This window comes from Pararobbsia silviterrae (assembly GCF_003628125.1).
GTDB classification, from domain to species: domain Bacteria; phylum Pseudomonadota; class Gammaproteobacteria; order Burkholderiales; family Burkholderiaceae; genus Pararobbsia; species Pararobbsia silviterrae.
In genome coordinates, this window is sequence record NZ_RBZU01000012.1 from 194,038 (window position 1) to 205,803 (window position 11,766).

General features: G+C 65.2%; 10 protein-coding genes. 2 read left to right on the forward strand and 8 right to left on the reverse strand.

Annotation, left to right across the window (positions count from 1 at the left end; translation table 11 throughout):
• Positions 1 to 33: 33 nt before the first annotated feature.
• The gene (locus D7S86_RS22885; protein WP_121089693.1) at positions 34 to 1,062 is read left to right on the forward strand and encodes a GGDEF domain-containing protein; all 1,029 of its coding nucleotides are present in this window, start codon (positions 34 to 36) and stop codon (positions 1,060 to 1,062) included.
• Between the two features lie 101 nt (positions 1,063 to 1,163).
• Here the strand turns inward: D7S86_RS22885 and D7S86_RS22890 are convergent, their stop codons facing one another.
• The 7 genes from D7S86_RS22890 to D7S86_RS22920 form a co-directional block, all read right to left on the reverse strand.
• A complete protein-coding gene (locus D7S86_RS22890; protein ID WP_121089695.1) occupies positions 1,164 to 1,811 on the reverse strand; it encodes an isochorismatase family protein in 648 nt (215 codons plus the stop codon).
• 75 nt (positions 1,812 to 1,886) lie between these two features.
• The gene (locus D7S86_RS22895) at positions 1,887 to 4,652 is read right to left on the reverse strand and encodes a winged helix-turn-helix domain-containing protein (RefSeq protein ID WP_158602060.1); all 2,766 of its coding nucleotides are present in this window, start codon (positions 4,650 to 4,652) and stop codon (positions 1,887 to 1,889) included.
• A gap of 153 nt (positions 4,653 to 4,805) precedes the next feature.
• Positions 4,806 to 5,990, reverse strand: coding sequence for a lipid-transfer protein (locus tag D7S86_RS22900; protein ID WP_121089699.1), 1,185 nt, complete (start codon positions 5,988 to 5,990; stop codon positions 4,806 to 4,808).
• Positions 5,987 to 7,534 carry an acyl-CoA synthetase gene (locus tag D7S86_RS22905; RefSeq protein WP_121089701.1) on the reverse strand — a complete coding sequence of 516 codons (1,548 nt, stop codon included), beginning with the start codon at positions 7,532 to 7,534 and terminating at the stop codon, positions 5,987 to 5,989. The genes D7S86_RS22900 and D7S86_RS22905 overlap by 4 nt, the downstream gene beginning before the upstream one ends.
• A 3-nt stretch (positions 7,535 to 7,537) precedes the next feature.
• Complete coding sequence (locus D7S86_RS22910; RefSeq protein WP_121089703.1) at positions 7,538 to 8,665, reverse strand: DUF5938 domain-containing protein; 1,128 nt, start codon at positions 8,663 to 8,665, stop codon at positions 7,538 to 7,540.
• Between the two features lie 48 nt (positions 8,666 to 8,713).
• Positions 8,714 to 9,481 (reverse strand): SDR family NAD(P)-dependent oxidoreductase, encoded by a 768-nt coding sequence (locus tag D7S86_RS22915; RefSeq protein ID WP_121089705.1) that lies wholly within the window; start codon positions 9,479 to 9,481, stop codon positions 8,714 to 8,716.
• Complete coding sequence (locus tag D7S86_RS22920; protein ID WP_121089707.1) at positions 9,478 to 10,239, reverse strand: SDR family NAD(P)-dependent oxidoreductase; 762 nt, start codon at positions 10,237 to 10,239, stop codon at positions 9,478 to 9,480. The genes D7S86_RS22915 and D7S86_RS22920 overlap by 4 nt, the downstream gene beginning before the upstream one ends.
• Positions 10,240 to 10,450: 211 nt before the next feature.
• Between D7S86_RS22920 and D7S86_RS22925 the strand changes: the two genes are divergently transcribed.
• On the forward strand, positions 10,451 to 11,077 hold the full coding sequence (locus tag D7S86_RS22925) for a LysE family translocator (RefSeq protein WP_121089709.1): 627 nt from the start codon (positions 10,451 to 10,453) through the stop codon (positions 11,075 to 11,077).
• Between the two features lie 103 nt (positions 11,078 to 11,180).
• Here D7S86_RS22925 and D7S86_RS22930 read toward each other — a convergent pair whose 3' ends face one another.
• Entirely contained in the window at positions 11,181 to 11,663 is a 483-nt protein-coding gene (locus tag D7S86_RS22930; RefSeq protein WP_121089711.1) for a GyrI-like domain-containing protein, read from the reverse strand.
• Positions 11,664 to 11,766: the final 103 nt, after the last annotated feature.

Sequence of the window (11,766 nt, forward strand, 5' to 3'; positions counted from 1 at the left end):
CAGTCAAAGGAAAACTTTGCGAGGAAAAGTCAGATGGAGGATATGTTTGACAAGCTTTCGGCGACGGTCACGTCGGCGAACAACTTGGAAGCGTTGACGCGCCCGTTATTGGAGTTACTCGAAACAGCCACGGGACTGGAGTCGACGTATCTGACCTCGATCGACGAGGCCAACGCGGTTCAGTCGATCCGCATCGCCCGGAACACGGGCGAACTCACGATACCCGAAGGTCTGGTCGTCCCATGGGGCGACACCTTGTGTAAGCGCTGCCTGGAACAAGGCCGTCGCGTCGTGTCGAACGTCAGTGAAGTATGGGGCGACTCTCAAGCCGCCGCCGCGTTGGGTATCGAGACCTACGCGAGCGCGCCGGTGCGCGGCAGCAACGGCGAAATCATCGGCACACTCTGTGCGGCCGGGAAAAATAGCCAGAAGCTCGGATCGCGTGCGCTGAGCACGCTCAACTTATTCTCGGAACTGATCGCGCAATTCATCGAGCGCGAGCAATTGCTCGCCGAACTGGCGCGTGCGAATGACCGGCTCACGAAGGCCGCGCTGACCGACTCATTGACCGAGTTGCCCAATCGCCGCGCGCTGCGTGACGAGCTGGGGCGATTGCTCGCAAGGGCGGCGCGCGACAGCTCCTACATTCTCGTCGGCATGCTCGACTTTGACGGATTCAAGGCCGTCAACGATCAGCATGGCCATCTTGCCGGGGATGAATTGTTGAAGCAGTGCGCGGCGCGACTCGCCGGCGTGTTGCGCGGCACGGATATGCTCGCGCGCATGGGGGGCGATGAGTTCGCCATTATCGGACCGGGGCCTTTCGATGAGGCGGCGGGAAGCAAAGCCGCGGCGGAGCTGACCGTGCGCTTGGAGGAGGCATCGGCCGGCACGTATTCTCTGCTCGACGTGCCGGTTGCGTTTCGCGGGGTCAGCGCCGGCATCGTTGCGATCCGCTCCGTTTCGATCGATCAGGCGCTTGAGCTGGCCGATGAGGTGATGTATCGCGCCAAGCAGGATCGGCGTAGCCGAAACGGCGGGGGCACGTCCCGCAAGGCTTAGGGTGCGCGGGAGCTTGCCGATCCGGTGATGTGCGCCGAGCGGGGTCGTCGTTGCGTTCGCGCGGATACGCGGTGCATGTCGCATGCGCCGTACGCCGACGCTCAACCCGCGGCACGCAAACGCTCGAGCACATCGGCACTGTCGGACACCTCGGCAAATTCATACGCCATCGCCGTGAGCGCGAGGCGTTGCACGTCGTGCGCCGATACCTCGCCGAAGCCCATGTCGGGATAGGGCATCGCGGCGTTCGCGTCGGCGAGCACGACAACCTTGTATTCGCGGTGTACGGCGTCGCGCACGGTCGTCTCGCAGCAGACGTTCGTGACCGTGCCGCAGACGACGATCGTGTCGATGTCGCGCGCGCGCAGGATCGTGTCGAGATCGGTGTTGTGAAATCCGCTGTAAAACAGCTTGTCGACGACGATGTCGCCGTGCTTCGGCGCGAGCGCGTCGATGATCTCGATGCCCGGCGCGTCGCGCGCCAGGATCTCGTCGACGTTCGGATAGAGATCGCGCATGCGCCCCGTGTCGCTGCCGTCGCCTCGCACGACATGGCGCAGGTAGATCACGGGCATCCGTGCCGCGCGGAAGGCCTGCGTGAGCGTGTCGATCGGCGCGACGATGTCGGCGGTTGACGGCACATACAGCGCGCCGTCGGGTTCGCAGAACACGCGCTGCATGTCGACGACGATCAGCGCGGTGCGTTGCGCGTCGAGGGGCCAGCGGACTTTCTGATTCGGAATGGGCATCGGATGCGCTCTGGAGTCGGGATCGATCCGCGAGCTTAGCGCGCACAATTTCCGTCGGCACCCGTGTCAAAAAACTTATAGCAGCGAATTCTGCTCGGCGCGCGCGAGCGCGCTTGTCCGGTTCTTGACGCCGAGCTTCGCGAAAATATTGTGCAGATGCCATTTCACGGTCGCCTCGGACACGAACAGGCTCCGCGCGAGTTCGCGGTTGCCGAGGCCGGTCTTGAGCAAGCGCAGCACCTTGAGTTCGCGTTCGGTCAGGGGTTCGGTCGTCGCCGTATCGACGCCTGCGCTCGGGGTCGCCGAGGTCGCGTTCGGCGTCAGCGTCCGTCCGCCCGCGGTCAGCAACGTTTGCAAGTACGCGTCGGGCGCAAGCCCGCGGCTTTCGACTTGACGATCCGCGCGGTTCGAGCGGATCGCCTCGATCATTTCGAGCACGATGGGGTCGCTGTCGACGACGCTGCGCACGAGCCCGCAGCGCGCGGCGTGATCGAGCGCTTCGTCGAGCATCCGCAGCGCTTGCGCGCCTTCCTGCGTGCGGTAGTGATGCACGGCCTTGAGCACGAGCAGGCGCGCGACCTGAGCGCGATGGTTGTCGCGCATCGCTTGCCGCAACGCGTCGTTGAACGCGCCCGCCACGTTCGCCGTATTCGTCTGGGTCGCCGACATGCGCAAGCGCAACTGGATCAAGCGGACGCAGTCCTCGCTGTTCGAGAGGGCCTGATTCGGCGCGCCGGGATCGTATCCGATGAGACCGTACGATCGGGCAAGCTTCTGTGCGTCTTCGATCGACCCGTTTCGCAAACGGAGCGCGCAACGCTCGGCCGAGAGGATCAGCGCAAGGCGCGGCAAGCGGAGCCGATGCCCGAGCGATTCGCCTTCGAGCAGGCAACTGTCTGCGAGCGCGACGTCGCCCGCGAGATGCAGCAGACGTGCGCGCGTCAGATAGCCCGCCGTCGTCATTTCGATGAGGCCGTGGTCGTCGACGAAGGGCAGGCCGATTTCGAGGAAGGTTTTCGCGCCGGGCAGATTGCCTTGCTCGTAGCAGATCTCGGCCGCGAGCAAGGCGAGCATCGAGCCCGCGTACGATGCGACGCCGAGGCTGCGCTCGACGACGACGAGCCCCGCGCGCGCCTGCTTCGATGCGTCGTCGTAGTCGCCGTGGCGCATCGCGAGCATCGCGGCCAGCGCGGCCGCCCAGGCGAGACCGTAGTCGGCCCGCGTCTCGCTGAACGAACGCCGCGCGATCGCCAGGGCTTTGTCGCCTTGCTCGAACGCATCGGTCGCGCAGCACGCGCTCGCGAGCACGTTGGCCACGACGCCCGTGCAGAACGCATCGGCGCGCGGCCACGATTTGAGCCAGATCTCGCTGCCGGCTTTGGCTTGCAGCGGTTCGCCGACGTGGGCCCAGTAGACGCACCGGATCATCTCGACCATGCAGCGCAACGTGTCGTCGCCGTTTTCGTGGCATGCATGTTCGAGCGCGCGAAGTTCCTGTTCGGCTTCGGCGTAACGGCGCGTCATCGCGAGCGACCATGCATGGCCGACGCGGATCGTGGGCCGCGCGTAGACGAGATGTTGGGGCAGGCGCGCGAGCCACCCGAGCAACGTCGCATGTTCGCCGCGATGTTGAACGAGTTCGGCCGAGAAGTCGGCCACGAGATCGGCCGCGCGTTCGAGATCGAGGCCGTCGAACGCGTACCGGATCGCCTCGCGCAACAGGCCGTGGCGTTGAAACCATGCGCTCGCGCGCAGACTGATCGCGCGGCTTGCGTCGGCCGGGCGTTCGCGCGTGCGGCCGCGCAGATAGTCGGCGAACAAGTGGTGATACCGGAACCACGTACGCGTGCGATCGAGGCCCGACAGAAACAGATTGCGCGCCTGGACTTCGGCGAGCATCGCGTGGCTGTCGCCGCGCGAGCGCACTTCGTCGCAGAGTTCGGCCGAGAAACGTTCGAGGCCCGCGGTATCGAGCAGAAAGTCGCGTACATCGGGCGGCAGGCTATCGAGCACGTGCTCGCCGAGATAGTCGGTGATATCGCGATCCGTGCCCGAGAAGTCGCGTACGAATGCGCTGCGGTCGCCGCTTTCGCGCAAGGCAAGCGAGGCGAGTTGCAGTCCGGCGATCCAGCCTTCGGTGCGGTCGTGCAACGCTTGGATCTGCGCGCGATTGAGCGGCGCGCCGCTGACAATGCCGACGAAATCGGCCGCTTCGTCGAGCGCGAGACCGAAGTGCGTCGCATCGAGTTCGAGCAATTGATTGCGCACGCGCCACGGACTCAGCGACAACGGCAGACGCGTGCGGCTCGCGATCGCGACGCCGATCGTCGGCGGCAGATGGGCGATCAGCCATTCGACTTGCCGGTGCAAGCCCTCGTCGTGCACGAGATGAAAATCGTCGAGCACGAGCAGGAGACGACCTTCGACGGCGCTCAAGTCGCCGAGCATCGACGCCGCGACCGCTTCGGTCGATACGACGCTTCCGCCGGCCGTTTGCGCGAGCACGCTGCGGCCGAGCCGCGCATCGGCATGACGCAGCGCGGAGGCGAGATATCGGAAAAACAGCAGCGGGTCGTTGTCTTCCTCCTCAAGGCTGAGCCATGCGACCGTGACGCCAAGCGTTTCGGCCTGCGCGGCGAACTGCGCGAGCGCGGTCGTCTTGCCGTAGCCCGCGGGCGCCGTGATGCTCAGCAAACGCTTGCCGAGGCCCGAGTGCAACAAGGCCGACAAACCGGGGCGCGCGAGCAGCGCCGTCGCGAGCTGCGGCGCGGCGAGGCGCGATTCGACGAGTACGGCGGCCGACGCCTTGACCGCGCCCGAGGCACGACCGGATCTCGCCATCGATGTCTCCTGCTGTGTTGTGATGGGTATGCCGCGATTCAGCTGCATGTCCGGCGCGATGCGTGTCGAGCGCACATCGCGCCTGCTTCGAATCCGTGTTGAGCCCGGGTTGATCTCATTTCGCCGGCGGGTCGGATGTCATTCAACCACGATTCAGACGGCCTCGTAGAGCGTCACGACACAGGCGCCGCCGAGTCCAAGATTGTGTTGCAGCGCGAGCCGTGCGCCGTCGACCTGACGCGCTTCGGCCGTGCCGCGTAACTGGTGCGTGAGTTCATAGCACTGCGCGATGCCCGTCGCGCCGAGCGGATGGCCCTTCGAGAGAAGCCCCCCCGACGGGTTGGTCACGACGCGGCCGCCGTACGTGTTGTCGCCGTCGGCGATGAACGCGGCGGCCTCGCCTTCGTCGCAGAGGCCCAGTGCCTCGTAACTGATCAACTCGTTCTGCGCGAAGCAGTCGTGCAATTCGACGACGTCGAGATCGCGCGGGCCGACGCCGGCTTCGTCATAGACGCGTTGCGCGGCGCGCTGGCTCAGGCCATAGCCGACGAGCGACATCATGTCGCGGCTTTCGAACGTATCGGGCGTATCGGTCGTCATCGCCTGGGCCACGATCGAGACATCGGTGCGCAGCCCGTGCCGCTTGGCAAAGTCCTCGCTGACGACGATCGCGGCCGCCGCGCCGCACGTCGGCGGACACGCCATGAGTCGTGTCAAGACGCCGGGCCATAGCATCGGCGCGGTCATGACGTCGTCGATGCTGAGCTCGCGGCGCAGCAACGCGAGCGGATTGCGCACCGCATGACGGCTCGCTTTCGCACGCACGGCGGCGAATGATTCGAGCGGCGTGCCGTATTTCTGCATATGCGAGAGGCCCGCGCCGCCGAAGTAACGCAGCGCGAGCGGCAGCTCGGCCATGCCGACGCGTTCCGCGGCTTCGTGATCGAAGTGTTCGAACGGACTCGGCCGATCGTTGAACACCGTGCCGAGCGCGCCGGGGTTCATCTGTTCGAAACCCAGCGCGAGCGCGCAGTCGACGGAACCGCCCAAGACGGCCTGACGCGCGAGGAACAGCGCGGTCGAGCCTGTCGAGCAGTTGTTGTTGACGTTGACAACGGGGATGCCCGTCATGCCGAGCGTGTAGAGCGCGCGTTGACCGCTCGTCGAATCGCCGTAGACGTAGCCGACATACGCCTGCTGGATCGACGTGTACGCGAGTCCCGCGTCGACGAGCGCGAGCCTCGCGGCCTGCGCGCCCATCTCGGGATAGGGCGCATTGGCCCCGGGTTTGACGAACGGGATCATGCCGACGCCCGCGACGAATACGCGGGCGCTCATGTCGAATCCTTTGTCTTGTCGAGCAGCATGGCGCGGACCTCCTTCTTCATGACCTTGCCGACCTTCGAGCGAGGCAAATCCGCCCAGAATTCGACTTGTTTCGGGGCTTTGACGCTGCCGATGCGCGATTTCACGAAGGCCATGACCTCGTTCGCGTCGAGCGTACAGCCAGGACGCAGTTGCAGCACGGCGACGACGCGTTCGCCCCATTTGTCGTCGGGCAGGCCGATGACGGCGCTGTCCTGGACGTCGGGGTGCTGCATGAGCGCGGCTTCGACCTCGACCGAGTAGACGTTGAAGCCACCCGTAATGATCATGTCCTTCGCGCGGTCGACGATATAGAGGTAACCCTCATCGTCGAGGTAGCCGATATCGCCCGTGTGATGCCAGCCGAAACGCGATGCCTCCGCGGTGGCCGCCGGGTCCTTGTAGTAGCCGGCCATCACAAGCGACGAGCGTACGACGATCTCGCCGCGCTCGCCTGAAGCGAGCAGTTGGCCGTCGGCGTTCATCGCGGCCACTTGAACGAGCGGGCCGGGCCGTCCCGCCGACGACAATCGCCCGCGCGCGACCGTGCCGTCTTCGTTGAAGTGCTCGCGCGGCGACATCATCGAGACCATCATCGGCGCTTCGGTCTGGCCGAAGAGTTGGGCCATGACGGGGCCGATCTTGTCGAGCGCTTCTTCGAGCCGTGCAGCGGCGATCGGCGCCGCGCCGTACCAGAAGCATTGGAGCGAATCGAGGCGCGTGCTCGCGAGCTTCTCATGCTGGAGCAGCATGTAGATCAGGGTCGGCGGCAGGAACGTATGCGAGATCGCATGACGCTCGATGAGCGAGAGGAACTCGCCGAGATCGGGCTTGGGCATGATCACGATGCACCCGCCGAGCGCCATGACGGGCAGGCAGAGCACGCCCGCCGCATGCGTGAGCGGCGCGAGCGCAAGGTAGCGCGGCCGGCCGTCGAACGGATAGCCCATGAGCGTGAGCGCCGACATCGTCTCGAGATTGCGTCCCGTGAGCATGACGCCCTTCGGGCGGCCCGTGGTGCCGCCCGTGCCCGCGATCATCGCGAGATCGTCGGGCGGCGCGATATCGACAGGCTGCGTGTCGAGGCCGTCGAGCCATGCGTTCATCGAAACGGCGAACGGCTGCGGTGCGTCAAGGCACACGAGCGCGCGCAACTTGGGCAGGTGCGCGCGCATCTGCTCGACCATCGGTGCGTAATGCCCGTGGAATACGAGGCACGCGCAGTCGAACGCGTCGAGGACGAACGCGTTCTCGCTCGCTTCGTTGCGCGGGTTGATCGGGCACCAGACGCAGCCTGCGCGCGAGATGCCGAACACCGTTGCGAAAGCGTGCGGGTCGTTGCTCGACAGCACCGCGACTTTTTCTCCCGGACCGATTCCCGCGCGCGCCAAGGCTTTCGCGACGCGCCAACTGATGCGTTGCACGTCGGCATAGCTGAGCGTGGCGTCGCCCATCACAAGACAGGGCGCGTTCGCGCCGAGCTGCGCGCCCTTGTCGAGATAGTCGACGAGTCGCATGACCTAGCCCAGACGCGTGATGATCGGCTCCTGCACGAGCCCGAAACTGCGCAGCGTGCCGAGCAGCTCGCGGTGTCCGAACGCCTGGCATGCCGATGCGAATCCCACGCGTCGCGGGGCTTGCTGCAAGAGCGACGCGGCTGCATAGGCCTGCAGCAGACCCGTCTGCTTGTAGTTGCTGTTGCCGAAAATGACGCAGTGCACGCGGCCGAGCGGGCCCGATGCGTAGACCGAGTCGACCGACTTGTTGATCCGGGGGTTTTCGCGCGGCGGCATCGTGCCCATGATGCCCGATGCGGTCTCGGTCAAGGCGGCGTCGCGCTGTTCGGGCGACATGCCCTCGGTGGCCTTGAGCGCGGCCGCCACGATCTGCGGGACGCCTTCCATCAGAGCCTTGTTGAACACGCCGCCGAGCACCTTGACGTTCGCCACGCGCGGATCGCGCTTGAACCAGACGGGGTGCGAGGTCCCGCCCCACGGCAGCGCGAGCGCGGCCTCGTGCTGGCCCGGAATGTTCAGACGGTAAAGGCCCGCGTCGGCCTGCCACTCGACGTACTGGTTCTGTTCGAGGTAATAGGCCTTCGAGGTCGCGGCGTTGATGAGGATCGTCAGCGTCGAGGCGATCGTCGGACTGCCGCCCCAGAACACGGCGATATCGAGCGTATCGAGCCCCGGCGTTTCGAGGCACAGCTGCGCGGCGATTTCGCCCGTCGTGTACATGTGCGCGATGCCGGGCGAGAGCAGCAGACCCGCGGCCGCGAAGCGTTCGCCGTATTGCTCGTCGAGCGTGACGAGCCAGTCTTGCTCGCCCGTCGTGTCGGTGTAATGGCACTTGGCCGCGAGACATGCCTCGACGATTTCCGTGCCGTACTTCGCGAACGGCCCGACGGTATTGAGCACGACCGATGCGCCGCGCAGCAGCTCGGTGAGCGCGGGGACGGTGTGCGCGACCTCGACGATCTCGTAGTTCGCGGTCTCGATGCCCGGGACATTGGACTTCATCGCGGCGTCGAGTTTGTCGACGCTGCGGCCGGCCGCGATGAACGGGATGTTGTACTCGCGCAGGTATTCGCAGATCAGGCGCCCCGTGTAACCCGACGCGCCGTAGACCACCACAGGTTTCTTGCTCATGGAGTTTGTCTCTTGAGTGCTTGTCTTGAATGCGTGAAAAGGGGGGGCTCAGAGCAGCGACGAACTGACGCCGCCGTCGATCACGAAGCCGCTGCCGTTCGAGAAGCTCGATCGGTTCGATGCGAGGAATACCGCGAGCTGGGCCACTTCGTCGGTCTTGCCGTAGCGTCCCTGACGTTGGGCGATGACGGCGCCGAAGTCGGGCAGATTGAGCTGGGCCTCGAACTCGGCCTTATGCGACGTCACGAGTTCGGTATCGATGAAGGCCGGCAGGATCGCGTTGACGCGTACGTTGTGCGCGCGCAATTCGACGGCCGCGGTTTGCGTGAGCGAGACCACGCCGGCCTTGGCGGCCGCGTAGCTGCCGATGAGGGGGCATGCGGCTTTGGCCGTGACCGAGGCCATGTTGATGATGCTTCCGCCGCCTGCGGCGATGATCGCGGGCGCTGCGTGGCGAATGCACAGAAAGACGCCGTCGAGGTTGACCGAGGTGACTTCGCGCCAGTCGTCGTAACTTGTCGCGGCCAATGGCGCCACGCGTGCGACGCCTGCGTTGGGCACCATGATGTCGAGGCGGCCGTGCCGCTTCACGGCGGCGTTGACGAGCGCCTCGACGTCGTCCGAGCGGCGCACGTCGCAGCGGACCGCGATCGCGCCTTCGAGCGAGTCGGCGACCTGCTGTGCGGCGTCGGCGTCGATGTCCGCGACGACGACCTTCGCGCCCTCGGCGGCGAAGGCGCGTGCGATGGCTTCGCCGATGCCGCGTGCGGCGCCCGTGACGATCGCGACTTTGTCCTGCAGTTGCTTTTCGCTCATAGCAATCCGGCGGACAGGCCGCCGTCCAGGATGTAGTGGGAGCCCGTCGTCCAGCTCGCGGCGTCGGATGCGAGGAAGGCGGTCATTTCGGCGACTTCGTGCGTGGTGCCGAGGCGGCCTTGTTTGACCGCGACCAGCGCGCTGAACGGCACGCCGACGGCCGCTTCGACGGTCGGGATCAGGCGATCGACCATGGCGGTGTTCACGAAGCCCGGGCAGACGGCATTGACGCGCACGCCGACTTGTTTGAGTTCGGCCGCGGCGGTGCGTGTGAGCTGGAGCACGGCCGCTTTCGACGCCGCGTAGAAACCGAACAACGGCACGCCGTTGACGCCCGCGAGCGACGAGATGTTGACGATCGCGCCGCGGCCCGATTCCGCGAGTGCGCCGATCGAGTGTTTCATGCCGAGGAACACGCCGAGTACGTTGATCGACATGAGTCGATGGAATTCTTCTTCGGTGTGGTCGAGCAGCGGTTTGACGATCTCGATGCCTGCGTTGTTGACGAGTGTGTCCATGCCGCCGAATGCTTGCCGCGTGGCTTCGACCGCGGCCGCGACGTCGGCGGAAGACGTCACGTCGCAGCGCACGGCGCGCGCTTGCGGGCCGAGATCGGCCGCGGCTTTCGTGACGCGTGCTTCATCGATGTCGCAGAGCATGACTTGCGCACCGCGCTCGACGAACAACGACGCGATGGCGAGGCCCAGGCCTTGCGCTGCGCCCGTCACAAGGGCTCTTCGGCCCTGTAGTTCGTTCATGACTTTGTCTCCGGTTCGCGTGCGATTGACGCGTCGGAGCATTTGACCAGCGAGCGAGGTGGGGGCCCCCCAACGAAAGGTTGGTTTGTCGTGCTGCGGCGCAACGGGTCGATGCGGGCGTGCGCATGCAGGGTTGGGGGAAACCCTGGTATGCGTTGACGGTGATCGCGAGGGAAATCGTCGACAATCGCCATGCACAACAGGAGTTGCCATGTTCGATTTCTCGACGCTGACCACGTTTATCGCCGTGGTGCTGGGATTGTTTCTGATTCCGGGCCCCGCGGTGCTGCTCGTGCTGAGCCGGACGGTTCAGGGCGGTCGCAGGGCGGGGATCATGACGGGCCTCGGTATCGCGACGGGAGACTTCGTGCATACCGTGTTTGCGGCAGTCGGGTTGTCGGCGGTGCTGATGACTTCCGCGCTCGCGTTTACCGCGGTCAAGTTCGTCGGTGCCGCTTATCTGATCTATCTTGGCATTCGCGCGATCCTTGCCAAGCAAGGCGAGGCTTCATTGCCGAACATGCCCGTCGTGACGCCGCGAAAAGCGTTTTTGCAGGCGGTACCGGCCGAAGTCCTCAATCCCAAGACCGCACTGTTTTTCCTCGCCTTCATGCCTCAATTCGTGCATCCCGAACGAGGATCGGTGTTCCTGCAGTTCGCTGTATTGGGATTGATCTTTGTCGCGTTGAGTTCGCTGTATACGACGCTGATCGCGTGGGCGATTCGTCCGCTCGGACGTCTCGCCAAACATCTTTCTTGGCTACGCCGCTGGCAGGGAAAAATGATCGGCACGATCTTTATCGGGCTCGGCATCAAAGTCGCGACTCAACATCGGTAGGTCGTGGTTCTTTGCGACGACACGGCATGCGCGCGTTGAGATTCCATGTCGCGCTTCGGCGAGTAGGCCGCCGCACATTCTTTATGACTCGTACGCGCACGCGCTAAGCGGCCAGCGGGCACCAGATCTCGACGACGCCGCTGGCGGTGGCCGGGTCGAACGCGTCGCCGTAGAGCTCGAACATGGGGGTGGGCGCGAACTGTTTGCCCGAACTCGGAAGCCAATCACGCCAGATCTGCTCGCAGGTATGTCGAATGCCCGACACGTGTCCGGTGTGCCGGAATACGGCATAACGGCTCGCGGGGATCGTGACGATTTGGTAGGGATCGCCGAGACCGTCCGTGCTCGACACCTCGACGCCGGCAAGATAGTCGAAGCCCGTCTGATCGCCGTTGTAGCTCAGGCCGAACGTCGCGTGTCCGACCTGATTCGGCACCCGTCCGATATGCGGTCCGAAGCGCTGCCAGAGCATGGGGATTCCTTCGATCGATGTGTAGGGGAAGCGCGCGCCAAATCCCGCGACGAGGCGTTGCTGAGCATCGACGAAGCTCGGCGTGTCAAGCGCGGCGCCTTTCGGTGACGTCATGATGGGCTCTCCCGATGGATGTCGGCGCTTGATTCTACGCGCGGTGCAGAGGCTCGGGTCAATCGTCGCCGACCCTGATCTTCGCGGTCGTCTTTCTCGTCGC